The sequence below is a fragment of the Afipia massiliensis genome, from assembly GCF_001006325.2.
Taxonomy (GTDB): Bacteria; Pseudomonadota; Alphaproteobacteria; order Rhizobiales; family Xanthobacteraceae; genus Afipia; species Afipia massiliensis_A.
This window is the reverse complement of the sequence record NZ_LBIA02000001.1, coordinates 1,220,524-1,246,260: the sequence shown is the minus strand read 5'-3', so window position 1 is coordinate 1,246,260 and position 25,737 is coordinate 1,220,524. Positions and strand designations below refer to the sequence as shown.

Here is a 25,737-nt window from a genome sequence, read left to right as displayed (position 1 = left end):
TTTGCGGAACGAAGCACCCTATATGGGGCGGATACCCTGCGTGACCCACCATTGCCCTGGGGCCGAAAGTCAGACCGATATGGTTTGAGCTTTTCACTGCGGCAATCCGGTTCCTCCTGACAAGAATGCGCCTGACATGACTCTCGAAAGCCAAATTCGTGCCCCCTCCGCAACGCCGGTGGACGATGCCGTGCTGCCCTTCGATGTAAGTGCGCTTGATGTGCGCGGCCGGCTGACGAAGATGGGCCCGGCGCTCGATGAGATTCTCACCAAGCACGATTATCCCGCCCCGGTCGGCAAGCTGCTCGGCGAAGCCATCGTGCTCACGACGCTGCTCGGCTCGACACTCAAGTTCGAGGGCCGCTTCATCCTGCAAACTCAGACCGACGGCCCGGTGTCGCTGATCGTTGTCGATTTTCAGGCGCCCGATCGCCTGCGTGCTTATGCCCGTTACGATGCCAGCAAGCTCAAGGCAGGCCAGGACTCCGCGGCGCTGCTCGGCCACGGCCATCTTGCCATGACCATCGATCAGGGCGCTGACATGAGCCGCTATCAGGGGCTCGTGGCGCTGGAGGGCGGCAATCTGGAAGACGCCGCGCATGAGTATTTCCTGCGCTCCGAGCAGATTCCAACGCGGGTGCGGCTCGCGGTCGGTGAGGAGTTTCGCGGGGGCGATGGGCCGAAGCATCGCTGGCGCGGCGGCGGCATGCTGATGCAGTTCTTGCCGAAGGCGCCCGAGCGTGCGCGGCAAGCCGATCTGCACCCCGGCGACGCGCCGGAAGGCGCGGTCGCTCACGACGTGCCTGAGGATGACGCCTGGGCCGAGAGCCGCGCGCTGTTCGGCACCATCGAGGACGTCGAACTGATCGATCCCGACCTGTCGGGAGAGCGGTTGTTGTTCAGGCTGTTTCACGAGCGCGGTGTGCGGGTGTTTCCGGTGCAGGCGATCCGCGCGCAGTGCTCATGCTCGCGCGAAGCTGTGGCCGGAATGCTGGGCAGCTTCACGCCGAAGGACCGCGCCGACATGGTCGAGAACGGCAAGGTGGTCGTGACCTGTGAGTTCTGCAGTTCGGTCTACCAATTCACGCCGGACGAGGCGGGTGTGGTGCCGGAGCAGAAAGCCGCTGAAGGTTAGTTCAGCGTCCGCTTGTAGTTCGGACTGTCGAGCGAGAAGGCGGGGATATCGATCTCGAACGGCTCGCCGCTTTCTGTCACCATCTGATAGCTGCCGGTCATGAAGCCGGACGGCGTCTGCAGCGGAACTCCGCTGGTGTATTCGAACCGTTCGCCGGGTTCGAGCACCGGCTGCTCCCCCACCACTCCTTCGCCGCGAACCTCCTGGCTGCGGCCTGCGCCGTCTGTGATGATCCAGTGCCGCGTCTTGAGTTGGACGGTTTCGGTTCCGGAATTGACGATGGCAATCGTGTACGCCCAGAAGTACCGGCCATCCTCTGCGGACGAGCGCTCGGGAAGGAAGTTCGGTTCGACGATGACTTCAATCTGGCGAGTCACGGCGCGGTACATGGGGTCCGTCCATATTCGGTTATACAATAACAGACCTCGCGCTCCTTGCGTAGGCACCGGTCATCGCATTTTGCAGGCTGCCTGCACAGGATACGAAGCCGGGCCGATCATTGTTTCAACATCGTTGTCATTCAGCATTCTCGAGGCGGCCTGTCCAATGGAATCCCTGCAATTTGCGGGCCGCCTCGATCTTCCATAGAATTAGAGTGCGTGCCGGCCTCCCGACGGAACTGCACTGAAACGGACTGGACTCGTATGACGTTCGTGACGACCGATCAGGCTGTCGTGAAAGCACCTGCCGTAAAGATCACGGCTCTTCCGGTTGCGGCCGGCGAACGTGAATTGCGTCTCGATCTGTTTCGCGGCATGGCGCTGTGGCTGATCTTCATCGATCATCTTCCGCCGAATATCCTGACATGGTTCACCATCCGCAACTACGGCTTTAGCGACGCCACCGAAATCTTCATTTTCATCTCGGGCTACACGGCGGCGTTTGTGTACAGCCGGGCAATGCTCGATCGCGGTTTTGTGGTGGCGAGCGCGCGCATCTTCAAGCGCGTATGGCAGATCTACGTCGCGCATGTTTTTCTGTTCACGATCTACCTTGCTGAAATCTCCTATATCGCGACAAAGTTCGACAACCCGCTCTATGCGGAAGAAATGGGAATTCTGGATTTTCTCAAGCAGCCCGACGTGACGATCGTCCAGGCGCTGCTGCTGAAATTCCGGCCCGTCAACATGGACGTGCTGCCGCTCTACATCGTGCTGATGATCTTTCTGCCGCTGATCATCTGGCTGATGCAGCGAAAGGCGGATCTGGCGCTGGCGCTGTCGGTATTGCTTTACGCCATCACTTGGGAGTTCGATCTTGCGCTTCCCGCCTATCCGAACGGGACATGGTTCTTCAATCCGTTCGCCTGGCAGTTGCTGTTCGTGTTCGGCGCGTGGTGCGCGCTCGGCGGCGCGAAGCGGATGGGCCGTATCCTGTCCTCCGACATCACGCTCTGGCTTTGCATCGCCTATCTCGTGTTCGCATTCTGTGTGACGCTGACCTGGCATGTGCCGCGGTTAAATATCTTCATGCCGCGCTGGCTGGAAAGCTGGATGTATCCGATCAACAAGACCGACCTCGATGTGCTGCGCTTTGCCCATTTTCTGGCATTGGCGGCGATTACGGTGCGGTTCATTCCCGCCGACTGGCCGGGCCTGAAATCGATATGGCTCCGCCCGGTGATCCGGTGCGGCCAGCATTCGCTGGAGATATTCTGTCTCGGGGTCTTTCTCGCATTTGCGGGACATTTCGTCCTTGCTGAAGTCTCCGGCGGGGCATGGATGCATTTCCTTGTCAGCGTCGCGGGGGTCGTCATCATGTCTGCCGCGGCGTCGTTGTTTTCGTGGTACAAGAGCGAGACGAGCAAGAGCGACAAGCGTGCGAAAGCCGCGGAAAGCGACGCCGACCTTGCCGGAGGCGGGTCATGAAAGCACTACTGGTTGCAGGTCTGTTTGCGGCTCTTCTGGTGGCGACTCCGTCGCACGCCGAGGGCGCTCCCGGCTGCGCGGTGCCCGCCTATCTCCTGGCGACCGAGAGCGCGCTTCCGAAAGTCGCTGATGCGATCAAGACAAGGAAGCGGCTGGACATCCTTGTCGCCGGCAGCGGCTCCTCGACATTGCCTGGATCTGACGGCGCGAGCATGTCGTATCCCTCTCGTCTGGAGGCTGCGCTGCGCGAAGCTCTTGCGGGCGTGACCGTCAATGTCAGGACCGAGTTGCGGCCGAAGAAAACCGCTGCGGAAGCCGCGCAGGGTTTCGGCCAGATGATGGACAAGCTGCCGCCGGATCAGAAACCGGATCTGGTGATCTGGCAGACCGGCACTGTCGATGCGATACGCTCGGTCGATCCCGACGACTTTCGAACGGCACTCGACGCCGGGGTCGAGGCATTGCAGAAATCTGGCTCCGACGTGCTCTTGATCAATCTCCAGTACAATCCACGTATGGAAACGATGCTCTCGGTCGGGCCATATAACGATACGATGCGGGTCGTCGCGCAGCAGTACGAGGTACCGATGTTCGACCGGTTCTCGATCATGCGGCACTGGAACGATGCCGGTGATTTCGACCTGTTCGGTTCGGTCCACGGATACGGAATGGCGAAACGTGTCCACGATTGTATCGGCCGTGCGTTGGCGGCCATGGTCGTGGAAGCGTCGCGCATCAATCCGGCGGAGCTCAGGATTCAACGTTGATGCGTTTCAGTATGCGTTCTGTGGGTGTGGCGGCGATGCTGTTTGGCTCGCTCGCAGCGCGCTCCGCTTTGGCGCAGGCCACGCCGCCGGACGCTGCTTCACTGCAAAAAAGTCAAAAGGGGCTTGCCACCAAGGCTGTCGAAGCGGCGAAGAGCGCGGCCAGCACTGCGGGAGATATTTTCACCCGCGTGCCGTGCCTGCCCGCCAAGGGATTGAAGGACATTTCGGGATCGCTGCCTCGGGTTGCGCGGCGGATCGCTGCAGATGAACCGGTCACCATCGTCGCGTTCGGCTCCTCCACCACGGTCGGGTTCGGAACGTCCTCGCCGGCCTATACCTATCCGAACCGGCTTGCCGATCAGCTGCGCCGGAAGTTTCCGACGTCCGACATCACGATCATCAATCGCGGCATGGGCGGACAGGATGCGCCCGAAATGATGAAGCGGTTCGATGCGGCCGTTCTCGATGCGGACCCCGATCTCGTGATCTGGCAACTCGGCACCAACACCGTCGTCAAGGGCAACGCCAGCGACATTGCCGCTACCGCAGCGTTGGTGGAAGACGGCGTCGCGCGCCTTCAGGCCCGCGGCATCGATGTCGTGCTGATCGATCCGCAATATGTGCCGGCGGTGACTGCAAAAACCGAGAACGCCGGGCGGATGGTGAAGCTGATCGGCGAAGTCGCCAGGCTCAAGAACGTGTCGGTGTTTCCGCGTTTCGAAGTCATGCGGCAGTGGCACGAGGTTGATAAAATGCCATTCGACAAGTTCGTGATCGGCGACGGCCTGCACATGAACGACTGGGGCTATGCCTGCTTTGCTCAGCTGCTCGGCGACACCATCATCAAGTCGGTCGGACAGGTGAAGGCGGGCGTCAACATTCCGAGCAATGTCATGACATATCGGCCGATGTAGGCACCCAACTGGCTCTCATGCGTGGAGTTATCCACGCATGAGATGAAGCGTGCGTCACGCCTTCTCCAGCGCGGCGGTCAGATCCTCGATCAGATCGTCCTGATGCTCCAATCCTGCGGAGAAGCGGATGAACCCTTCGCTGATGCCGAGTTCGGCGCGCGCTTCCGGTGTCAGACGCTGGTGGGTCGTGGTCGCCGGATGGGTCACGATGCTTTTCGAGTCGCCGAGGTTGTTGGAAATGCGTGCCAGCTTCAGCGCGTTCAGCGTGCGGAACGCCGCCGCCTTGCCGCCCTTGACCTCGAAGCCGATCAGCGTCGAGCCCGCACGCATCTGCTTCTTCACGATCGCGGCCTGCGGATGATCGGCGCGGCCCGGATAGATCAACCGCGAGATTTTCGGATGCTTTGCCAGCGCGTCGGCGATTGCGCCGGCGGTCTCGGTCTGTGCCTTCACGCGAATGCTCAGCGTTTCGAGTCCCTTCAGCAGCACCCACGCGTTGAATGGCGACATCGCCGGACCAGTCTGGCGCAGGAACGTATGGATGTGTTCCTGGATGAATGCTTCCGACGACAGGATAACGCCGCCGAGGCAGCGGCCCTGACCGTCGATATGCTTGGTCGCTGAATAAACCACGACGTCAGCGCCGAGCGCGAGCGGGCTTTGCCAGATCGGTGTCGCGAACACGTTGTCCACGATCAGCCGGGCACCACCGCGATGCGCGATCTCGGCGACAGCGCCGATGTCGACAACGTCCAGGGTCGGATTGGTCGGGCTTTCGAGGAAGCACGACTTGGTATTCGGCCGCATCGCCTTCTGCCACTGATCGAGATCGTGGCCATCCACCAGCGTGGACTCGATGCCGTAACGCGGCAGCAGGTCTTCCACGACGTAACGGCAGGAACCGAACAGCGCCTTCGCCGCGACCACGTGATCGCCGGATTTCAGCGGAGCGAGAATTGCCGTGGTGACCGCGGCCATGCCGGTGGCGGTGGCGCGTGCGGCCTCGGCGCCCTCAAGCTCGACCATGCGCTGCTCGAACATCGAGACCGTCGGATTCGAGAATCGCGAATACAGGAAACCGGGATCCGCGCCGGTGAATCGTGCTTCGCATTGCTCGGCGGTATCGTAGATGAACCCCTGCGTCAGGAACAACGCCTCGGAGGTTTCGCCGTACTGCGAGCGCAGCGTGCCGGAATGCACGAGGCGGGTTTCGGGGCGATAGTTGCGGGTCGGGGATAGCGGCTTGTTTCCGGAAAGATTGGCCGCAGGTGTTTTGGTCTCGGACATGTGCACTCCATCGTGGCCACCTCACGATGGACACAAAAAAACCGGCCTGGAAAAAATTTCCATTTCTGGAAATAACCGGCCGGGATCACACTGTCCCCGGCCTGTTTAGCGAGTTATTTAACGTGGCTGCAAGCCGGCCGGCTCAAATGACCACGGGATAAGTCCTAGGCTTAATCCCGCATGGTCTTTCCGTCAAGCACCCCATCGGATAACCGATAAAATGCTTATTTTGCCGGATCATCTGGTAGCCGAGGACTAGCCCGTGGCCTTCACACTTGCCCCCGACGCGACAGGAATTCTGCCCGACCGCATGATTGCGGCGATGGCCGATGCCGGCCTGATCCTGCCTGAATATCCCTTCGTTGAAAGCCAGATCCAGCCGGCCAGTCTCGATCTGCGCCTCGGGTCGATTGCCTATCGCGTTCGCGCGAGCTTCCTGCCGGGGCCGGACATGACGGTGGCGCAGCGCATCGATGAACTCAAGCTGCACGAGATCGATCTCTCCGATGGCGCGGTGCTGGAAACCAACTGCGTCTATATCGTGCCGCTGCTGGAAAGCCTTGCGCTGCCGCCGACAATTCAGGCCGCGGCAAATCCGAAAAGCTCCACCGGCCGCCTCGACGTGTTCACCCGCGTGATCGCCGACGGCACGCGCCGCTTCGACATGATCGCCGCTGGTTACCACGGCCCGCTCTATGCGGAGATCAGCCCCAAGACATTCCCGGTGTTGTTGCGCGAGGGATCGCGGCTGTCGCAGATCCGTTTCCGCACCGGTCATCCGTTGCTCGATGCCGATGAACTGCACACGCTGCACGCAGCCGAGCGGCTGGTCGACAGTGACGAGGCCGATCTCGTCGGCGGCGTGGCGCTGAGCGTCGACCTGTCCGGTGAAGGTTCCGATGGTTTCGTTGGATACCGTGCGAAGCGCCACACCGGCGTGGTCGATGTCGATCGCCGCGCCGGATACACGGTGGGTGAATTCTGGGAGCCGATCCGCGCGCGGCCGGATCGCAGCCTGATCCTCGATCCCGGCGAGTTCTACATTCTCGCATCCAAGGAAGCGGTGCAGGTGCCGCCGGATTTCGCAGCCGAGATGGTGCCATTCGATCCGCTGGTCGGCGAATTCCGCGTGCACTACGCAGGCTTCTTCGATCCCGGCTTCGGTTATGCGGGGGCAGGCGGGCAGGGCTCGCGCGCGGTGCTGGAAGTGCGCTCGCGCGAAGTGCCGTTCATTCTCGAACACGGTCAGATCGTCGGACGGCTGGTTTACGAGAAAATGCTGTCGCGCCCCGACGCGCTCTACGGTCAGCGCATTGCGTCGAACTATCAGGGGCAGGGCCTCAAGCTGTCGAAGCACTTCCGGACGTAAGTTCCGCTCTGCGAATTAAGTCCTCTTGCCGCACATTTCTCCCATGTCGTCAGCGGCTCCCGGGCCTGCTTGCCGTTAGCATCCAAATACCGGATCATTCCTGAAAACAACCGGAGAGATCCCGGCAGGGATGAAACGCCATGGTTGCCACCGCAAAAACACCACTTGCAGAGACGTCGGCCTCGACGACCGGCTCGAAATCCGCAGTCGGTTTGATCGCGCCTGACACGTCGGGCATGAATTTCTATCGCGCCGATCCGATCCTCGCCGATCTGCTGCGTGTCTATCTGCCCGCAGCGCTGTTTCAGCATATCGAACCGCATCTCGACCGTCTTGGTGCGCTCGCAGGAGGCCACCTCGACGAGTGCGCGCGTCTTGCCGACAAGCATGGTCCCGTACTGCATCAGCGTGATCGCTTCGGCAACGACCGGCAATGGATCGAATATCATCCGGCCTATCGCGAGCTTGAACGCGCGGCCTATGGCGAGTTCGGCATCCACGCGATGTCGCATCGCAAGGGTATTCTCGGCTGGTCCGACACCTACCCCGCCGTGGCCAAGCATGCCTTCACGTTCCTGTTCAATCAGGCCGAGTTCGGGCTTGGATGTCCGATCAACGTCACCGACGGCGCGGCGCGCCTGCTGTCGCGGTTCGGCGACGATGCGCTCAAGGCAAAGTATCTCGACGGCCTGACGCAAACCGACATGGCGAAACTGACCCAGGGCGGTCAGTTTATGACGGAGAAGGAAGGCGGCTCCGACGTCGGCAAGCTGACCACCACAGCGGTGCAGGAAGGCGATCACTGGCGGCTGCACGGCGAGAAGTGGTTCTGCTCGAATGCGGACGCGGAAGTGGTGATGCTGCTGGCGCGGCCGGAAGGCGCGGTCGGCGGCACGCAGGGCGTCGGACTGTTTCTGATGCCGCGGCGGCTCGACGATGGGTCGCCGAACCACTACCGCATTGTCCGTCTCAAGGACAAACTCGGCACCCGCTCGATGGCGTCGGGCGAGATCAAGCTCGAGGGTGCAATCGCCTATGCGGTCGGGCGACTGGATCGCGGCTTCGTGCAGATGGCCGAGATGGTCAACTGGTCGCGGCTGTCCAACGGCGTGAAGTCGGCGGCGTTGATGCGCCGTGCGCATCACGATGCAAATACAGTGGCGAACAACCGCGTGGTGTTCGGCCGCCGCATCGTCGATATGCCGCTGGCGCGCCGACAGTTGATGAAAATCATGCTCGCGACCGAACAGGCGGTCTCGATGAGTTTCGTCACGGCAGACGCGCTGGATCGTGCCGAAGCGGGCAGTCAGGATGCGGCGGCATTGCTGCGCGTGCTGACGCCGACGCTGAAGTATCGCGCCACGCGCGATGCCCGCAAGGTGTGCGGCGAGGCGCTCGAGATGCGCGGGGGTATCGGCTACATCGAAGAATTCGCAACGCCGCGATTGCTGCGCGACGCGCATCTCGGTTCGATCTGGGAGGGCACCGGCAACATCGTGGCTCTCGATACACTGAAGCGCGCCGTCGGCCGCCATGGCGCGGAAGCTGCCCTCGGAGCCGATCTGCATGCACGGATCAACGAGGCGTCGGGCATTCCGCAAGGCTGGCGCGATCGTCTCCGCAACCTGAGTGATAAGGCCATCGGTTTTGCTCGCGATGTGGCGGGCCGGTCCGAGAACGAAGCCGAAGCCCGACGCGCCACCAGCACGCTCTATCACGTCGCCAGCGCGGTGACGTTCGCCTGGGAAGGCAGTCGGATTCATGCCATGCGCGGCGATGCGCGCCGGTTGCTGCTCTCAAAGCTCGTCGTCGATCACCGGCTGACCGCGCAGGACCCGTTCACTGTCCTGCCCGGCGGAGGCGATGGCGTGATTGCCGACCGGTTGCTTGGCGACAGACCTCTGGCGATGGCCGATGCCGCCACTCTGTTGGGGACATAGTCCGCTGCGCCGCGCCTATTGTGGTGTGCAATTTTGATATTTGTGAGCGGCAAAGACGGCTGCTGAGATTCTAAAAAGACCGTCGCACCGGGGAGTGCATGTCCGAACTTGGAGCCGCCGAAATTCCTGTGGTGCAGGCGGAGCAGAAGCCGCCGCTGCCGCCTGTCAGAGGCCCGCGAAAGAATCCGCTGCTCGACGGCCCGATCCTGCCGACGCTGCTGAAACTGGCGGCTCCCAACGTCGTCGCCTTGACGGCGGGCACGTGCGTCGCCATCGCGGAGACATCGTATATCGGCCGTCTCGGCGTCGAGCCGCTCGCGGCGATGGCGCTGGTGTTTCCGTTCGTTATCCTGATGATGACCATGTCCGGCGGCGCGATGGGCGGCGGTGTCGCATCCGCAATCGCGCGTGCGCTTGGCGCCGACGATGCCGAGCGTGCATCTGCGCTTGCGGTGCATGCGCTGATGATTGGCGTCTGCTTTGGCCTGACCTTCATGATCGGGATGTTGATCTTCGGGCCGTATCTGTTTGCCGCGCTCGGCGGCAGCGGTCGTGTTCTGAGCGAGGCTATCGGCTATTCGCAGATCTTCTTTGGCGGCGCGGTACTGCCTTGGATCATGAACACGCTGGCGGCGTTGCTGCGCGGGACCGGCAACATGAAACTGCCGTCGGCGATCATTCTTAATTCGGCATTCTTTCAGATTCTGTTCGGCGGCGTGCTGGGTCTTGGTCTCGGACCAGTGCCGGCATTCGGCATGCGCGGAGTTGCGGCCGGCACGCTGGTGGCGTTCTCGATCGGAGCGGCCATCATGGCGTGGTATCTGTTGTCGGGCCGCAGCCGCGTAAAGCTGTCTTTCAAGGGCTTCCGGTTTCAGCGCGCCATGTTCTATGACATCCTGCAGGTGGGAGCGATTGCCTGTTTTTCGCCGCTGCAGATCGTTCTGACGGTCACGATCTTTACGCACTTGTTGGCGAATTTTGGAACCGAGGTGCTGGCCGGTTACGGTATCGGCGCGCGTCTGGAGTTCATGCTGACGTCGCTGGCGTTTGCCGTGGGCATCGCGTCGGTGCCGATGATCGGAATGGCGATCGGGGCTGGCCGTATCGCGCGGGCACGGCGAATTGCATGGACCGCAGGCGGTGTGTCGTTCGCGGCTGTCGGCTTGGTCGGTGGCTTCTTCGCCATTTTTCCCGACGTATGGGTGAACATCTTCACGAACAATGCCGCCGTGCGCGCCGCCAGCCGCGAGTATCTTTCGATCGTTGGGCCGTTTCTCTCCTTCGGTGGCCTGGCGATCGCGCTCTATTTTTCAGCGCAAGGTGCGGCGCGTGTGGCCGGGCCGGTGCTGGCGCAGACGGCGCGGCTCGCGTTCGTCATGGCCGGCGGCTGGTGGCTGATGTCGCAAGGTGCAACCAGTACGCAGTTTTTCTGGCTAGCGGCGGTGTCCATGATTTTGCTTGGTGTTCTCGCCGCCGCAGCCGTTCGGCTGACCAACTGGGGCCCGCGAGCCGTCGCCGCTGAATGAGTATCCTCATTCGAGTACGGTGACCGGGCGCGACAATGCGGAGCGCGCGAACTTCTTGGCATTGGCGGGCTTTCCGAACAGAAAACCCTGCGCCAGGTCGAATCCCATCTCATGGGTCGCAACCAGATCCGACCTGGTCTCCACGCCCTTGGCGACGGTGCGCGCGCCGACCCGGTCCGCCAACTCAAGGATACTGCGGCACACCGTCTGCTTCAGGCGATTGTCCGCACAGCCAGTGACAAACTCCCGATCGACCTTGATCTCGACGAACGGAAAATTCTTCAACTCCGAGAGAGATGGCCAGTCGACTCCAAGGTCATCGATCGAGATGGCGATGTTGTGAAATCGCATGCGCTTGGCTGCATCGATCGCGAGATCGAGATTCCGGATGATCTCGGCTGCCTTGACCTCGACGATCAATCCGCCGAATGCCGGATGATCGGGAATCTGGCGGCACAGCCGGCTGACCGATGCTGGATCTTCGAGAAAACCGAGCGGCAGATTGATGGAAATGTCCACCGGGCCGTGCTGGCCGATAAAATAGTGCCAGTCTTCGAGCGCGCGGCTCACCACGAAATCCGAAAGTCCCTTGAACTGTGGGTCCTTCGAGTCGGGAATGAAGGACGCGGGAGGCACGACACCCCACGCCGGATGGCGCATCCGGACCAACGCCTCGGCGCCGCGCGGCGCAAGCGTATGGGCGTCGATTTTCTGCTGATACCACAGTTCCAGCCAGCCGGCCTTGAGTGCCTCTGCGACATCGACAGGTGGGCTTGGAGGCGCTTTATGCGGAAGCAATGTAGCGACGCTTGCCCGCAGACCATCCGCGCTGAACGGCGTGGCGAGCGGCGGCAGCATAGCGATTCCCGTCTCTTCCCCGAGCTGGCGAAGTGCGCTCACGATGATAGAATCGCGCGGGCCGATCAGCAGTACCTGGCCGTCGAACATTTTTGTGACCAGTATTTTCAGGATGTTTCCTGCCTCGACGCCGTCGTTCGGCATGCCAAGAACAACGAGATCGGGTAATTGCTGCTCCAGCAACGTCGGGAGTTCCGCCGCTGCCGTGCATTCACTGGCGATGAATCCGAGTTCGTCGAGGGCGTCTGCCAGAAACGTGCGGATGTGCCGTTTTGGATCGATGATGCACACGCGAGGTGCCATCTTGCGCTGCCCGAACGTCGCAACGGCCTCTATTTCCGCAGGCTTGAAAACCCTCATAAGAATCACCTCCGCTGTCCCCAGACGCGGAAGTGATAGCGTTACGGAGCGGTCACAAATGTGGAATTATTGAATCATCCCCTTGAGGTTTTGGGTAAGGTTAAAGGGAAGACTGTGTTTCAAATTTGCGCAGCATTTAGCCAAGTTTTGTCTGCATCTGGTGCGCGAGCCAACATTTAATCGCGCCGCATTCAGGGAGCGCGGTGCGATCGTCGTGCAGGCAGTTTCTCGTGCGATGAGTGCTGGCCTTTGATCTGGTGTCAGCCGCCTTCAAGTTTTTTCTTCATCGCAGCAACGGACAGATCCATTTGCCCGCTGATGTAGGGCGCAATTTCGTTCGGCAGGACATCGACGATCCAGATAAATTTACTACGGCCATCGTCATTCTCAAGAATTTGCACCGAAGCGCTGTGTTGCTTGATGCGCTCGCTGATCACGGCGTAGACGAGTCGTCGTTTGGCGTCGTCGCAATCGACGAGAAGCTCGCGCGCGCTCGTGCCGTTTGAAAATGTCACCAGTCGCGAGTCGCCATCCATGACTGCATTGGTGACGAAGCCGGGTGCAAGCCGGGTATGGACCGCACCGAAATCACGTACCGCGTCCCAGACGTCCTGTGCAGGGGAGCCGACGTCGAATTCTTTCTGAATGGAAGCCATGTTGCATTCTCCGGGTTGGTCGGCTTCACGTGCACACGGCTTCGACGTTGTTGCCGTCGGGGTCGATCAGGAAAGCTGCATAATACGTTGGACTGTAATCCGCACGCGGGCCTGCGCCGCCATTGTCGCGGCCGCCGGCCTTCAGTCCCGCGGTGTGGAAGGCCTTGATGGCGTCGTGGTTGGCGGCACGGAACGCGACATGGGCGCCTGGCCCTTCCGGCTCTTTCGACAGATGCAGCCAAAGTGCCGGTGCATCCTTCGGCCCGAATCCCGCGCCGCTGTCGTCGCGCGAACAGAGGACATGACCGAGCGGCGCGAGCGCGGCGGTATAGAATTTGACGCTGGCGTCGAGGTTTCTGACTTTCAGTCCGATATGGTCGTACATGGTGATCTCCCTTGCGATGGAAATCACCCTACGGCGGCAGCCTTGAGCCGATCTTGGAAAATCTTGCGGTCGCCACGCGCAGCGTCCCGGAACCGGCGAGGGGACACGCCGGCGGCCCGATGGAAGGTTCGCACGAAGTTCGACAGGTCGCCGAACCCGACGTCGAACGCGATCGAGGTAATCGACCGCGCGTCGTCGGCGAGAAGCCTTGCTGCGTGACGTAGCCGAGCGCGAACCAGATACTGATGCGGCGTCACCCCGAGCACATTCGAGAACAGCCGCAGGAAATGGAACGGACTGACGCCGGCCGCCTTTGCGGTCGTCTCCAGATCGACAGTCTGATCGGCGTTAGCGTCCATCCACAGCGCGCTTTCGACGGCGCGGCGGCGATCGCGCGCCGTCGCGGGCGTTACCGTCGGTGTTTTTCCCGATGTCGTTTCGATGAACCGGCTCACAAACAGCATTGCGGCCTCGTCGACCCCGATGTCGTTGTCGCCGCGTCCGGCGGCTTGCGCCAGTTCGCCATAGACCATGAGTTCCGGCGTCGGCGGCACGCAGGCGATACGCAAGGCGTCTTTGCTAACGCCCATGTCGCCCGCGAGGGAAAGCGAGAGTTGAAACGAAAGGCACTCATCGCCACAGGCGTGATGGTCATGCGAGCACGTATATTCGTCGCCGGCATGGCCCACCATCACCGATCCGGCGACCAGTTCGTGGCTGCGGCCGCGGGTGTCGTAGCTGAAGCTGCCGCTGCGGACATAGGAGAGCGAGTGGTGCGTGTGCTGTTCGAGGAACGACGCATCGCCCGGTCCCATGGTGCACCGGTAGTTGATCACGGACAGGGTCGGGCTCTGCAACAGCGGTCGGGCGTGCATGGATCGATTTTATCCCCGCCGCCGTCGCGGGGCAATCGACAAGCCGGGGTCGAACAGCATCGGCGCATCGTCGGAAGTGGCGCCGGCGATCCTGGCGCGCTCGATGGCGAGCATCCGGAACTTGGTGGTGACGCCGCCATTGGCGGAAAAGCCGCCGGTCTTGCCGTTGGCCGCCAGCACCCGGTGACAGGGGATCACGATCGGAAGCGGATTTTGCCCGAGCGCCTGGCCGACGGAGCGCGACAGCAGCTTGTCGCCGAGGCGGGCTGCGATGTCGCCATAGGTCAAGGTTTCGCCGGGTGCAATGGTCCGGGCGATGTCATAGACGCAGCGGTTGAAGGCGGGCAGCCGCTCCGTATCGAGCGCGATGAACGACAGATCGCGTGCTTCGCCGTCCAGCAGTTCCGCCATGGCGGCACAGGCCTTCTGCACCTCCGCCGGTGGCATCATCTCGCGGGCTCCGGGAGCTTTCTGAAGGAGGTGTGAGCGGGTTCTGGTGTCGTCGGCTTCCGGCAGTTGCACGCCCAGGAGGCCGCGCTCGCCCCAAGCGACGCCGCAGCGCCCGATCGCCGTGTCGAACAATGCAAAACCCATCGTCATACTGCGTTCCAGTCTGTCATGACCGCGATTCACACGACTTGGAGAATCTTGCGCTTTTTGGTCTCGTTCGCCACCCGAATCCTGCGATGGCTGCCATCTTGCGGTGCGGCGCAGGGTGTGGCTAAGGTCGGAACCGCGCGGGCGTAGTTCAATGGTAGAACGGCAGCTTCCCAAGCTGCATACGAGGGTTCGATTCCCTTCGCCCGCTCCAGTTTTCAGCGATCCACTGCGCCAATCACGCAGCGTCGGGAATGCCCAGAAGGCCCGCCAGCCGCGCGCGGGGCCGCACCAGATCGGTCAGCGTGTAACCCTCCAGAACATTCATAAACGCGTCGCGGGCTTTCGCCAGCGCGCTGCGAAGGACACAGCACGAGCCGATCGCGCAGGGGACATCGAGCGGCTGGAAGCACGACGCGATGGCCATGTCGGGCTCGGTGTAACGCACCACGTCGGCCAGACGGATGGTTTCCGGCTGCTTTGCCAGCCGCAAACCGCCGCCGCGGCCGCGCACGGTTTCGACATACCCCGCGACGCCCAGTTGATGAGCCACCTTCATCAGGTGATTTGACGAAATGTCATAGCTGGCTGCGATCTCGGCGATCGTCGCCAGCCGATCCTCTTTCAATGCGAGATACATCAGCATTCGCAGGGCATAGTCGGAATATGTCGTCAGTCGCATGGTGGCCTCGCGTATGCTTTTAAAGATATATTTTAAATATTGCTTTAAGGCAAGGCCTCCCGTATGTTGCCTGTGCAATGTCGAAGGAGCGCTCCGATGCGCAAGACGATCTCTGTAAGTGATGCGATCGCCTGGCCGTTTCTGCTGCCGGGCAATGTTGCCTGCAATGCGCTGGGCTCGGACGAGCACGGCAATCTGGTGCGGATGCTGATCAATTCACTGGTCTGGACGGTTCTGGGTGTCGTGGTGGTGTGGATCGTCGCATGACACTTGCCGCGGAAAAACACAGCTCTGTTTCGGAAGACACCATCCGGCAACTCGTTGACACGTTCTATGCCAAGGTGCGCCGCGAACCCGATCTGGGACCGGTTTTCGAGACGGCCATTCCCGGCGACTGGCAGCCGCATCTGGAAAAAATGTATGCGTTCTGGTCGTCGGTCATGCTGACCAGCGGACGCTACAAGGGCAATCCGGTCATGAAGCACTTCGCGGTGGCCGGGATGCGTCCCGAATTGTTCGCCACGTGGCTGAAACTGTTCGACGAGACATGCACTGAAATGTTTGACGAAGCAGGCAGTGCGGTGTTTCGCGACAAGGCCGAGCGGATCGCCGAAAGTCTGAAGCTCGCGCTGTTCTATCGGCCGGATCGGCCGTGGCCTCCGCAAGCGGCAGAATAAGTCGCGCGGCGCATGTGCGCCCCGATGAGGCGCATGGCTGCTTGCTTGGCTTTCGTCATCAGGCTGCTAAGTTGGCGATCAATCCAATCCAGCCAACCTTAGCCAGCCAACAGAGGCCTGATGTCACAGCCCCGCTTGTTCACGCCGATTGCACTGCGCAGCATCACTGCGAAAAACAGAATCGTGATTTCACCGATGTGTCAGTATTCGGCTGACGATGGCCTCGCCAATGACTGGCATCTGATTCATCTCGGCAAGTTTGCGCAAGGCGGAGCCGGCATCGTGATGACGGAGGCGGCCGCCGTTACCGCGGAGGGCCGCATCACCCATGGCGATCTGGGTCTGTGGCATGACGGACAAATCGGACCGCTCAAGCGGATCGCGGCGTTCCTTCGTGACAACGGCTCGGTGCCTGCGATCCAGCTCGCGCATGCCGGGCGCAAGGCCAGCATGCAGCGGCCGTGGTACGGCAACGCGGCGCTGACAGCCGAAGATCATGCGCGCGGCGACAAGCCGTGGACCATCGTCGCGCCGAGCGCCATTCCGATGGACGACGGCTGGCTGATGCCGCACGAACTGACTGAATCAGATCTGGAAAAGTTGCGTGAGGACTGGCGTCTCGCCGCGCTGCGCGCGGTGGAGGCGGATTTCGATGTGCTCGAGATTCATTGCGCGCACGGCTATCTGCTGCATGAATTCCTGTCGCCGCTGTCCAATCATCGCACCGACGCCTATGGCGGCGACCGTGCCGGGCGCATGAAGTATCCGCTCGAGATCATCGAGACGGTGCGTGCGGTCTGGCCTTTGGGCCGCCCGTTGTTCGTGCGCATTTCGTCCGTCGACGGAATCGACGGCGGCATCGATATCTCCGACTCGGTTGCCTTCGTGAACGAGGCCAAGGCGCGCGGCGTGGACGTGATCGACTGCTCGTCCGGCGGGTTGATGGGATCGGCCACCGCGGCCCGCATTCCGCGCGGTTACAGCTTTCAGGTGCCGTTTGCCGAGCAGATCCGCCGCGAGACGAAAGTCACCACCATGGCTGTCGGCCTTATTCTGCATCCGCAACAGGCGGAGGACGTTATCGCGGAAGACAGGACCGATCTCGTTGCAATCGGACGCGAGGCGCTGTTCGATCCGAACTGGCCGCTGCACGCCGAACTGGCCTTGCGTGAGACAAAGGGCGAAATCGGCGATGGCACCTTTGCGTCCTGGCCCAAGCAATATGGCTGGTGGCTGGAACGCCGCGAGCCGGGCCTGCGCAAGCTCGACGGTCCCGCGTTGCCATTCCGCAAGGTTTAGGCGACGCTCCGCCCCGTTACTCATCGGGTGGGCTGGCCATGACGTCATCGAAATCCATCTGCGTCGCAGGAGCCGGCAGCATCGGCTGCTTCGTCGGCGGTATGCTGCGATCCGGCGGCCACGCAGTGTCGCTGCTGGCACGGCCGCGCGTGATCGACGAGATCAACCGGAATGGGCTGAAGGTCACCAGCTTTGAGGGCATCGAGCATCGCCTGTCATCGGCGGAGATCAAGCTGTCCGGTGACCCGGCCATCTTTGCAGATGCCGACATCATCCTCGTTACAGTCAAGAGCGACGACACCGCCGAGATCGCGGAGCTGATCGCACAACGCGCCAGGAAGGATGCCGTGATCGTCAGTCTCCAGAACGGCACCGGCAACGTTTCGGTACTGCGCGAGGCAATGCCGGATCATGACGTGCTCGCGGGCATGGTGCCGTTCAATGTGCTGTCGATGGGCGAGGGGCATTTTCATCGCGCCACCTCCGGCGATATTTTACTGGAGAAGGACGATGCTGAGACCGCGAAACTGCTCTCGACGCCTGAACTCGTCTTCCGCGGTGTGGACGACATCGAAGGCGTGCAATGGGGCAAGCTGCTGGTCAATCTGAACAACGCGCTCAATGCGCTGTCCGGCCTGCCGCTGCGCGATCAGCTTGCACAGCGATCCTGGCGCGTGCTGTTTGCAGATCAGATGCGCGAGGCATTGGCGGTGATCAAGGCCGAGGGCATTGCGCCGGTATCGACGACGCCACTGCCTGCATCTTTCACGCCGTTCATCTTGAAACTGCCCGACGCGCTGTTTACGAAGATCGCCGCGTCGATGGTGAAGATCGACCCGAAAGCCCGCTCGTCGATGTGGGAAGATCTGCAGCGCGGCCGCCGCACCGAGATCGATCACCTGCAGGGCCTGATCGTTGCGCTCGCCCAGCGTCATGGGCTGAAGGCGCCGTTGTCCGCGCGTATCGTCGCGCTGATCCGTGAGGCCGAGCAGGCGGCCAAGGGATCGCCTGGCCTAACGCCGGAGCAGGTTCGCTCGCCTGTGCGTCCGGGCTAATTTTCCCCGCAACGGGCTGGCGGGAGAACAGCCGCGGGATTAGATTATGCCTGTTGATGCAAGTGCCGGGCAAAGCCCGCTTTGTCTTGCCCGCGAGCCCGGCTTACAGGCCCTTTTCCCGGCGGCCGATCCGCATGATTGCCAACCAATCCTGTGTTTCCGGCACGCGGTTACGTGCGGGATGAGGACCTCAACGCCTGGAGGGTCACATGCAAGCGGACACCATGAGTCTCAAACCACACCGCCTTGTCGCCAGCGACAGGGTGGAGGGGACGCGGGTTTTCAATGCCGACGGCAGGAAAATCGGAAGCATCAAGCGGCTGATGATCGACAAGACCAGCGGCAACGTTGCATACGCCGTTCTGTGCTTCGGCGGCTTTCTCGGGGTTGGCGAGGACTATCGCCCGCTTCCGTGGGCAAGTATGAGGTACAATCTCGAGATTGAAGCCTATGAATTGCTGACGCTGATGTCCGATGAGGAATTGGCGAAAGCGCCGTCCTTCGGCACGGACAAGGAGTTCGACTGGGGCAATCGCGTGCGCGAAGTCGACGCCTACTGGATCGGCTTCTGACGCAGGGACGCTCGCCGGTCGCGGGCGTCAGATCACAGCCTTCGCCGCAGCGCGCCCTGCATTGCGGCCCGAGAACAGGCAGCCGCCAAGGAACGTTCCTTCGAGCGAGCGATAGCCATGTACGCCGCCGCCGCCGAAGCCGGCGGCTTCACCGACCGCATAGAGCCCCGGAATGATGTTGCCGTCATTGCCGAACACGCGGGCATCGAGATCGGTCTCGAAGCCGCCGAGCGTCTTGCGCGTCAGGATATTGAGCTTCACAGCGATCAACGGTCCATGCGCGGGATCGAGAATCTTGTGCGGCTTGGCGGTACGGATCAGCTTGTCGCCGATGTAGCGCCGCGCGTTGTGGATGCCCATGACCTGGGTGTCCTTGACGTAAGGATTGTCGATTTCGCGGTCGCGGGCTTCGATCTGCTGCCTGATCGAAGCGGTGTCGAGCAGGCTCGTACCGCTGAGCTTGTTCATGGCGGCGACAAGATCATCGAGGTTGTCGCGGACGATGAAGTCGGCACCCTTCGCCTTGAAGGCTTCGACGGGATCGGGCGCGCCTTTGTTGAAAGCGCGGCGGATGGTCATGCGCCAGCTCTTGCCGGTCAGATCCGGATTCTGTTCCGAACCCGACAGCGCGAATTCCTTCTTGATGATGCTTTGCGTCAGGATGAACCATGAATAGTCGTAACCGGTTTTCATGATGTAATCGAGCTGGCCGAGCGTGTCGTAGCCGGGATAGAGCGGCGAGGGGAGGCGCTTGCCGATCGCGTCGAACCACATCGATGATGGCGCGGGCAGAATGCGGATGCCGTGGCCGGGCCAGATCGGGTTCCAGTTGTGGACCCCTTCGACGTAATGCCACATGCGGTCGCGATTGATCAGGCGCGCGCCGGCGGTCTCGGTGATGCCGATCATGCGGCCATCGACGTGAGCCGGAACACCGGTCACCATGTGCTTGGGCGGTGTGCCAAGACGCTTCGGCCAGTTCTCGCGCACCAGATCGTGGTTGCCGCCGATGCCGCCTGAAGCAACGATCACGGCCTGTGCTTTTAGTGTGAAGTCGCCAGTCTCGGTGCGCGACGAACTGACGCCGCGCGGTTCGGACGACGGCTCCAGGATTTTACCGCTGACGCCGGTCGCGGCACCGCCTGCCATGTCGAGCGCATCGACGCGGTGACGGAACTTGAAGGCGATGCGGCCGGTCTTGGCATGTTCGCGGGCACGCCGCTCGAACGGTTCCACGACGCCGGGACCGGTGCCCCAACTGACATGAAAGCGCGGCACCGAATTACCGTGTCCCATGGCGTCATAGCCGCCGCGTTCCGCCCAGCCGACCACGGGAAAGATTCTGTGCCCCATCGCCTGCAGCCAGCCGCGTTTCTCGCCGGCGGCGAAGGCGACATAAGCTTCAGCCCATTTCCTTGGCCAATGATCCTCGTCGCGGTCGAAACCCGCAGTTCCCATCCAGTCCTGCAACGCCAGGTCGTGGGAATCCTTGATGCCGAGCCGTCGCTGTTCGGGGGTATCGACGAGAAACAGTCCGCCGAGTGACCAGAAGGCTTGCCCGCCGAGATTCTGTTCGCCTTCCTGATCGACCACGATCACGCGCTTGCCGGCGTCGGCCAATTCTGTCGCCGCCACAAGACCTGCGAGCCCCGCACCGACGACAATCACGTCCGCATCGTTCGCCATTTTTGTTCCCTCAGCCTCGATGGATAGAAACGCGGCGCTTGAAGTCCGGTCAACGGAAATTCGGTCAGGATTAACCTCAGGTCGTCCAATGGACCATGCGGCCATGTTCCGATTCGGGATCGGCCGGTGCAAGTGCAGCAAGCCAGCAACACTGCGGCAGAATCCATCTTCGCATCGCAAGGTGTTCTGGACAAAAATCCGGACTCGCAACACGCTGACGATGCCCCGATCGATACAGGCAGGGGGCGACGGGGCCGGCAATGAAGATTGTGACGGGGTTTCTTGCGGCAGTCCTTCTCTTGGGCGGAGTTGGCGCGAGTCAGGCTGTGGTCCGGATTTCCGAAGATCGCGGCGGCCGGATCGGCACCTACGTTGATAAATACCAAAGCCTCAGGGGATCAGGCGAGACCGTGGTGATCGACGGGCTGTGTGCGTCAGCCTGCACCATCGTGCTCGGCGCCGTTCCGCACGACAAGATCTGCGTGACGTCGCGGGCAAGTCTCGGATTCCATGCCGCGTGGGATTTCGGGTCAAGCGGCCGGCCGGTCACGAACCGCGAAGCGACCCGGATGCTGTACGACATGTACCCGACCTCCATCCGTAGCTGGATTTCCCGGCGCGGCGGGCTGAAACAGCGCATGATCTTTCTCCGCGGCCGCGAACTCGCGAGCATGTATCGTCCGTGCTATATGGACGCACAGGCTTCGGCGCACGGCCGCTAACGCCAAAAACCGCGATCAAACAGCCTCTTGCTCCCCGTCATGTGATCAGACATGCGGGCGCGGCGCTTGCTCGTCCGGGCTGCGCGCTCTATCCCATGCCCAACTCGGAACAAGCGGCCGGCCCTTCGGCCATGCGCCGCCCGAGAAGGCGGAAGGAACGGATTTGCGATGAACAGGACGACCCGGCCGCTTGTGATTATCGCCGCGTTTGCCGCCAGCCTCGCGATCGGGCTGTTGGTTACGCTGTGGCTGATGGGCGGCCTGCGCGGCGCCGCCGCGCCGGCGGCGATCGGTGGCCCGTTTCGTCTGACCGATCAGGCCGGACAAACGGTGACTGAAAAGAGCCTCATTGGCCGTCCGACGATCATCTTCTTCGGCTTCACGCATTGCCCCGATGTGTGCCCGACGGCGCTGTTCGAAATGTCCGAAGTCCTGCGCGCCATGGGCCCGGACGCAGCCAAGGTGAATGCATACTTTGTGTCGGTCGATCCGGAGCGGGACACGTCGGCCGTGATGAAGGATTACATCTCGAGTTTCGATCCGAATCTGAAGGGATTGACCGGCAGCCCGGACGAAATCGCCAAGGTGATCTCGGCCTATCGGGTGTATGCCAAGAAGATCCCGCTGAAGGATGGCGACTACACAATGGATCACACCGCGCTGATCTATCTGATGGATCGTAAGGGAAACTTCGTGCGTCCGTTCAATCTGAAGCGCACGCCCGAAGAAGCCGCGACCGATCTCAAGCGTTATCTCTGAGCCACCCGCGACGCTCACCGGCTTCGGCTCGACGCTGCGAAGCGATTCGCGAATGCTGCGCGAGGCCGTGCTCTGTTTTCTCCCAGTGGTAAGGCTCGGCCAGAAGTTGATAGAGCGCGCGCCACGCCGCGATGGATAGGCAAACCCAATACACGGGCGTGAGGACCAGAACCCACGCCTCTCCAAGCAAATTCCGCTTCACCAATCCGATCAATCCGATCGCGATGGTGGTGAGATAGCCCGCCACGATCGTCGCGAGATAGAGCTCGACGTATGGTTTTGCGAAGAACGACGAAAGGTCATCGTCAAAGACACTCATAGCGCCCCGCACCAGAAGCTCGCCAATCAGGAGCGGATGCGCGAGTGCGGTCAGGACATTTCCGCCGACAATGATGTTGAGGGTGAAAAAGCCGCTCGCCCCGGCGTCGCGCCAAAGTTGGCGCGGCGAGCGCATATGCACGCTCCATGTTTGCATCCAGCCCTTCATCCATCGCGACCGCTGGCGTAGCCAGGAGCCGAACCGCGCGGGAGCCTCCTCGTAGGTTGTCGACAGGAACATCACGCTGCGATACCTGAATCGCGCAAGCCGGAAGCCGAGGTCGGCGTCCTCGGTGACGTTGTAAGGATCCCAGCCGCCAACCTCGCGAAGGACGCAGGTGCGGAAGTGATTGGAGGATCCGCCGAGCGGCAGCGGCATCTCGAAATTGGAAAAGCCCTGCAGGAACACGTCGAACTGCCCGGCATACTCGGCAGTGAACATCCGCGGTATCCAGCCGTCGGCGGTGTTGTCGATACAGAGGCTTGCCTGTGCGCAGGCGACGTCCGATCCATGCGTCCGGAACACGTCGAGCGCTTCGCGGAGCTGGCCGGGTTCGGGCCGGTCCTCCGCGTCGAATACGGTGATGAAGGTCCCGCGCGCGAAAATGAGCGCGCAGTTGAGGGCCTTGGGCTTGGTCCGCGGTCCCACGTCAGGCGCGATGATGACCTGAACGTGCGGCATCGGCCCCAGTCTTGCGATCGCGGCGCGGGTCTGCAGATCGTCAGTTTCGATGACGAGCTTGATGTCCAGTTTTTCGCGGGGATAGTCTAGATCATCGATGTGCTGCATCAGCGGTGCAACCGACGATGCTTCACGGTAGAGCGCTGCGACCACCGTATAGATGGGAAGCTGACTGTCGTGCAGCCGCGGCAGCCGAGGCCGCCGTTTTGGCGGCGAGAAACATCCGGCCAACCGCAGGCTCGTGAACAGCAGAAACCATATCGCGAGGATCACGCCGAACGCGTCGAGCAACAGCATGGGCGCCAGCGTGAGGAGCACGACGGGAACGGAAAGCCGCAGCAGATAGCGAAAGAAACGAAACAGGCGGCCATGCGAAGCCGGCGCCGGTGCCGCTGACAGGTCGGGGAAACGTGTCGCCAGACCTTTGGCCGCGGTGTCGGCCAACGCATCGCCGGAGTGATATTCGAGGAATGAATTGAAACGCGCGATCGACGTGAGGCGGATGCGCGGACGAAGCAACGGGTATCGCGCGATCAGCCTGACGATGCGGCGGGCGCTGTATCCGTGCGGCGCCGACACATACACCAGTCCTCCGCGTTGTCGGATGGGCAAGAGACCGTGCCGGGCGCAAAGATGAAGGCCGCCGTCGGGCAGCGGACAATCGGTGCGGCTGACATACTCAAGGGTTTCGATGTCCAGTCCGGTATGCACGGCAAGGTGGTCGAGGTAGACGCCCTCGTTGATGACGCCCCACTGGATCAGAACGCGATCGGCACCGATGCCGAGATCCTCGCTGCGTTGCCCTGCCGCGGCGAGGAGCTCAGGGGCTAGTACGTGCCGCAGGCAATCAAGCTCCACAGCAGGTCCAGGCTCATGATGTCCGGGCTGATTGTCGTTTTGTGACCGTGGTCGTCCGAGAAAGCCGGCAAGCAAGGTCGTCAGATTCCGGGCGGACGCCGTCAGGCCCGCAAAACGTTGCGGCCTCGCCTCGCCGAACTCGCTTGCCCGCCCAGCCACGGCCATTTGACCGCTACCCCACGCCACAAACGCACTCGAATCGTTCCGTGGATGGTCTATAAGACCCAGCACGCGGAACCCCCAGCCAATGCAACCACAGATGGTATTTGCCTTCAATGTCCGATTGCGCCGTATTGCCGGTGCAGCTGCCGGGTTGGCTGTCTGGTGGGCTGCGCTAGGTTTCGCCGCCGGGGTCCCGCCCGTTTTCGCTCAGGGCACGCCGCCATCTGCGGCTCCGCAGTCGTCGCAGCAGCAAACCGCCATTGCTCAACCCGCCGCGCCTCAGGCCGTCCCGGGCTTTTGGGACCCACGGCGACGCCCCGACCGGCCGGACCTTTCGCGCCTGACGGTCATTCGCTTCCTGACTGAGACGGATTACCCGCCCTTCAACTTCACCGGTCCCGATGGCAATCCGGCCGGCTTCAATGTCGATCTGGCCCGGATGATCTGCGACGAGATCAAGGTGGCGTGCACGATCCAGATGCGCCGGTTCGAGACGCTGGTGGATGCGATCAACGGCAACCGTGGCGATGCCATCATTGCGTCGCTGGCGGTGACGCCGCAGCTTCGCGCCAAGCTCGATTTCAGCGATCCGTACTATCGCTCGCCGGCGCGCTTCGTATCCCGGCGGGACGCGGTGATGGCGGAGGTTCGCCCAGAGTATCTCGAGGGCAAGAAGGTCGGCGCGATCGCGGGCTCCTCGCATGAGGCCTATCTGAAGACGCTGTTCACCGACGCGCAGCTGGTGAGCTTTCCCAACGACGATGCGCTTCGCCTCGCGTTGCGCCGGGGGGAGGTCGATTTCGTTTTTGGTGATGCCATTTCGCTGGCGTTCTGGATCAACGGCACCGATTCCGGCGATTGCTGCGCGTTCAGCGGCGGTCCTTTCATCGAGAGCCGCTATTTCGGCGAGGGTGTCGGCATCGGGGTCAAACGCGGCAACGATCTGCTGCGTCAGGCGCTGAACTGGGCGATGTTCCGGCTCTGGGAGAAGGGCCGCTATACTGATCTGTGGCTGCGCTATTTCTCGGTCAGTCCGTTCTGATCTGGCGACGAGGCACGATGACGATGGCAATCGGATCGGCAAGGATCAAGCGCACGGGTGCAGCGTTGCTGGCGGCATTCTGCTGGTTTTCGCTGGTGCTTCAGCTGGTGCTGCATATTCAGGTCGCGAGCGGACTCGGTCTCTCGCTTGCGGAAGCGTTGATCCGTTTCTTCTCCTATTTCACTATCCAGACAAATATCCTCGCAGCACTGGTGCTGACGGCCTTTGCGATCAAGGCAGGCATGGACGAGTGGCTGGTGCATCCATTCGTGCGCTCCGCCGTCGCGGTCTATATCGTTCTTGTCGGGATCACCTATCACACCTTGCTGCGCCATCTCTGGGATCCAAAAGGCGCGCAATGGTTCGCGGACACGGCGCTGCATACAGTGATGCCAGTGGGCTATCTGGTGTTCTGGCTGACCTGCGTCCGCAAGGCGGGGCTTCGCTGGTATGACCCGCTGCTGTGGCTGATCTATCCGCTGTTCTATCTCGGCTTCGTGCTGGTGCGCGGAAAGATGTCCGGCTTCTATCCTTATCCCTTTATCGACGCCAAGACCTTGGGTTATGCAGGCGTTGCGGCTAATACAGCCGGATTGCTCATCGTCTGCGCTGCGATCGGCATGTGTCTGGTGATGACCGGCTGGTGGCTGTCGCGCCGCCAGCCTGCCTAAATCGGCAATCCTTCT

The 25,737-nt window shown here is 61.8% G+C and carries 26 protein-coding genes, 1 tRNA gene and 1 riboswitch; of the genes, 17 read left to right on the top strand and 10 right to left on the bottom strand.

Features of this window, described 5'->3' with window-relative positions:
- Window positions 1–136 precede the first annotated feature (136 nt).
- Window positions 137–1,135, top strand: coding sequence for an Hsp33 family molecular chaperone (locus tag YH63_RS05885; RefSeq protein ID WP_046828410.1), 999 nt, complete (start codon window positions 137–139; stop codon window positions 1,133–1,135).
- Here the strand turns inward: YH63_RS05885 and apaG are convergent.
- Window positions 1,132–1,524: a Co2+/Mg2+ efflux protein ApaG gene (apaG, locus tag YH63_RS05880; protein WP_046828411.1), complete on the bottom strand. Its 393-nt coding sequence runs from the start codon at window positions 1,522–1,524 to the stop codon at window positions 1,132–1,134. The genes YH63_RS05885 and apaG overlap by 4 nt on opposite strands.
- Before the next feature lie 255 nt (window positions 1,525–1,779).
- Between apaG and YH63_RS05875 the strand changes: the two genes are divergently transcribed.
- Genes YH63_RS05875 through YH63_RS05865 form a run of 3 tightly spaced genes read left to right on the top strand, consistent with a single transcriptional unit; the run spans window position 1,780 to window position 4,684 of the window.
- Complete coding sequence (locus YH63_RS05875; protein ID WP_046828412.1) at window positions 1,780–3,003, top strand: OpgC domain-containing protein; 1,224 nt, start codon at window positions 1,780–1,782, stop codon at window positions 3,001–3,003.
- Window positions 3,000–3,770: an SGNH/GDSL hydrolase family protein gene (locus YH63_RS05870; protein ID WP_046828413.1), complete on the top strand. Its 771-nt coding sequence runs from the start codon at window positions 3,000–3,002 to the stop codon at window positions 3,768–3,770. Before YH63_RS05875 ends, YH63_RS05870 begins: the two co-directional genes overlap by 4 nt.
- Complete coding sequence (locus YH63_RS05865; protein WP_246658018.1) at window positions 3,770–4,684, top strand: SGNH/GDSL hydrolase family protein; 915 nt, start codon at window positions 3,770–3,772, stop codon at window positions 4,682–4,684. The genes YH63_RS05870 and YH63_RS05865 overlap by 1 nt, the downstream gene beginning before the upstream one ends.
- Before the next feature lie 54 nt (window positions 4,685–4,738).
- On the opposite strand, the gene YH63_RS05860 is transcribed toward YH63_RS05865, so the two are convergent.
- A complete protein-coding gene (locus YH63_RS05860) occupies window positions 4,739–5,971 on the bottom strand; it encodes an O-succinylhomoserine sulfhydrylase (RefSeq protein WP_046828415.1) in 1,233 nt (410 codons plus the stop codon).
- A gap of 84 nt (window positions 5,972–6,055) precedes the next feature.
- A riboswitch (SAM riboswitch) is annotated at window positions 6,056–6,135 on the bottom strand.
- A 98-nt stretch (window positions 6,136–6,233) separates the two neighbouring features.
- Here YH63_RS05860 and YH63_RS05855 point away from each other — a divergent pair.
- From YH63_RS05855 to YH63_RS05845, 3 genes are all read left to right on the top strand, one after another.
- The gene (locus YH63_RS05855) at window positions 6,234–7,340 is read left to right on the top strand and encodes a 2'-deoxycytidine 5'-triphosphate deaminase (RefSeq protein WP_046828416.1); all 1,107 of its coding nucleotides are present in this window, start codon (window positions 6,234–6,236) and stop codon (window positions 7,338–7,340) included.
- A 140-nt stretch (window positions 7,341–7,480) separates the two neighbouring features.
- The gene (locus YH63_RS05850; protein ID WP_083992622.1) at window positions 7,481–9,280 is read left to right on the top strand and encodes an acyl-CoA dehydrogenase family protein; all 1,800 of its coding nucleotides are present in this window, start codon (window positions 7,481–7,483) and stop codon (window positions 9,278–9,280) included.
- A gap of 98 nt (window positions 9,281–9,378) precedes the next feature.
- On the top strand, window positions 9,379–10,806 hold the full coding sequence (locus YH63_RS05845; RefSeq protein ID WP_046828417.1) for an MATE family efflux transporter: 1,428 nt from the start codon (window positions 9,379–9,381) through the stop codon (window positions 10,804–10,806).
- A gap of 6 nt (window positions 10,807–10,812) precedes the next feature.
- Here YH63_RS05845 and YH63_RS05840 read toward each other — a convergent pair whose 3' ends face one another.
- From YH63_RS05840 to YH63_RS05820, 5 genes are all read right to left on the bottom strand, one after another.
- A complete protein-coding gene (locus YH63_RS05840; RefSeq protein WP_046828418.1) occupies window positions 10,813–12,024 on the bottom strand; it encodes an EAL domain-containing response regulator in 1,212 nt (403 codons plus the stop codon).
- 260 nt (window positions 12,025–12,284) lie between these two features.
- Window positions 12,285–12,680 carry an SRPBCC family protein gene (locus YH63_RS05835; protein ID WP_046828419.1) on the bottom strand — a complete coding sequence of 132 codons (396 nt, stop codon included), beginning with the start codon at window positions 12,678–12,680 and terminating at the stop codon, window positions 12,285–12,287.
- Between the two features lie 25 nt (window positions 12,681–12,705).
- A complete protein-coding gene (locus YH63_RS05830) occupies window positions 12,706–13,065 on the bottom strand; it encodes a VOC family protein (RefSeq protein ID WP_046829726.1) in 360 nt (119 codons plus the stop codon).
- A gap of 23 nt (window positions 13,066–13,088) precedes the next feature.
- Window positions 13,089–13,940 (bottom strand): helix-turn-helix domain-containing protein, encoded by an 852-nt coding sequence (locus YH63_RS05825; RefSeq protein WP_046828420.1) that lies wholly within the window; start codon window positions 13,938–13,940, stop codon window positions 13,089–13,091.
- A gap of 9 nt (window positions 13,941–13,949) precedes the next feature.
- Window positions 13,950–14,540 carry a methylated-DNA--[protein]-cysteine S-methyltransferase gene (locus YH63_RS05820; RefSeq protein ID WP_046828421.1) on the bottom strand — a complete coding sequence of 197 codons (591 nt, stop codon included), beginning with the start codon at window positions 14,538–14,540 and terminating at the stop codon, window positions 13,950–13,952.
- Window positions 14,541–14,677: 137 nt separating this feature from the next.
- Here YH63_RS05820 and YH63_RS05815 point away from each other — a divergent pair.
- Window positions 14,678–14,751: transfer RNA gene (locus YH63_RS05815), tRNA-Gly, on the top strand.
- Between the two features lie 24 nt (window positions 14,752–14,775).
- On the opposite strand, the gene YH63_RS05810 is transcribed toward YH63_RS05815, so the two are convergent.
- Window positions 14,776–15,219 (bottom strand): RrF2 family transcriptional regulator, encoded by a 444-nt coding sequence (locus YH63_RS05810; RefSeq protein ID WP_046828422.1) that lies wholly within the window; start codon window positions 15,217–15,219, stop codon window positions 14,776–14,778.
- A gap of 96 nt (window positions 15,220–15,315) precedes the next feature.
- Here YH63_RS05810 and YH63_RS21580 point away from each other — a divergent pair, with 96 nt between their 5' ends.
- The 5 genes from YH63_RS21580 to YH63_RS05790 all read left to right on the top strand — a co-directional run bounded on the left by YH63_RS21580 (window position 15,316) and on the right by YH63_RS05790 (window position 18,822).
- The gene (locus YH63_RS21580) at window positions 15,316–15,486 is read left to right on the top strand and encodes a hypothetical protein (protein ID WP_170978666.1); all 171 of its coding nucleotides are present in this window, start codon (window positions 15,316–15,318) and stop codon (window positions 15,484–15,486) included.
- Window positions 15,483–15,896 (top strand): group III truncated hemoglobin, encoded by a 414-nt coding sequence (locus YH63_RS05805; RefSeq protein ID WP_046828423.1) that lies wholly within the window; start codon window positions 15,483–15,485, stop codon window positions 15,894–15,896. The genes YH63_RS21580 and YH63_RS05805 overlap by 4 nt, the downstream gene beginning before the upstream one ends.
- 120 nt (window positions 15,897–16,016) lie before the next feature.
- Window positions 16,017–17,195, top strand: coding sequence for an NADH:flavin oxidoreductase/NADH oxidase (locus YH63_RS05800; protein WP_046828424.1), 1,179 nt, complete (start codon window positions 16,017–16,019; stop codon window positions 17,193–17,195).
- 38 nt (window positions 17,196–17,233) lie between these two features.
- On the top strand, window positions 17,234–18,250 hold the full coding sequence (locus YH63_RS05795) for a 2-dehydropantoate 2-reductase (protein WP_046828425.1): 1,017 nt from the start codon (window positions 17,234–17,236) through the stop codon (window positions 18,248–18,250).
- A gap of 209 nt (window positions 18,251–18,459) precedes the next feature.
- Window positions 18,460–18,822, top strand: coding sequence for a PRC-barrel domain-containing protein (locus YH63_RS05790; protein ID WP_046828426.1), 363 nt, complete (start codon window positions 18,460–18,462; stop codon window positions 18,820–18,822).
- A 27-nt stretch (window positions 18,823–18,849) separates the two neighbouring features.
- On the opposite strand, the gene YH63_RS05785 is transcribed toward YH63_RS05790, so the two are convergent.
- Window positions 18,850–20,508 carry an FAD-binding dehydrogenase gene (locus YH63_RS05785; RefSeq protein ID WP_046828427.1) on the bottom strand — a complete coding sequence of 553 codons (1,659 nt, stop codon included), beginning with the start codon at window positions 20,506–20,508 and terminating at the stop codon, window positions 18,850–18,852.
- Between the two features lie 260 nt (window positions 20,509–20,768).
- On the opposite strand from YH63_RS05785, the gene YH63_RS05780 reads away from it, so the two are divergent.
- Both YH63_RS05780 and YH63_RS05775 read left to right on the top strand, forming a co-directional pair.
- On the top strand, window positions 20,769–21,230 hold the full coding sequence (locus YH63_RS05780) for a hypothetical protein (protein ID WP_046828428.1): 462 nt from the start codon (window positions 20,769–20,771) through the stop codon (window positions 21,228–21,230).
- 168 nt (window positions 21,231–21,398) lie between these two features.
- On the top strand, window positions 21,399–21,989 hold the full coding sequence (locus YH63_RS05775) for an SCO family protein (protein ID WP_046828429.1): 591 nt from the start codon (window positions 21,399–21,401) through the stop codon (window positions 21,987–21,989).
- On the opposite strand, the gene YH63_RS05770 is transcribed toward YH63_RS05775, so the two are convergent.
- Window positions 21,973–24,012 carry a glycosyltransferase family 2 protein gene (locus YH63_RS05770; RefSeq protein WP_046828430.1) on the bottom strand — a complete coding sequence of 680 codons (2,040 nt, stop codon included), beginning with the start codon at window positions 24,010–24,012 and terminating at the stop codon, window positions 21,973–21,975. The genes YH63_RS05775 and YH63_RS05770 overlap by 17 nt on opposite strands.
- 82 nt (window positions 24,013–24,094) lie before the next feature.
- Here YH63_RS05770 and YH63_RS05765 point away from each other — a divergent pair, with 82 nt between their 5' ends.
- Both YH63_RS05765 and YH63_RS05760 read left to right on the top strand, forming a co-directional pair.
- On the top strand, window positions 24,095–25,051 hold the full coding sequence (locus YH63_RS05765; protein ID WP_083992623.1) for a transporter substrate-binding domain-containing protein: 957 nt from the start codon (window positions 24,095–24,097) through the stop codon (window positions 25,049–25,051).
- Window positions 25,052–25,068: 17 nt separating this feature from the next.
- Window positions 25,069–25,722, top strand: a complete 654-nt coding sequence (locus YH63_RS05760; RefSeq protein ID WP_046828431.1) for a Pr6Pr family membrane protein — start codon at window positions 25,069–25,071, stop codon at window positions 25,720–25,722.
- Window positions 25,723–25,737 lie beyond the last annotated feature (15 nt).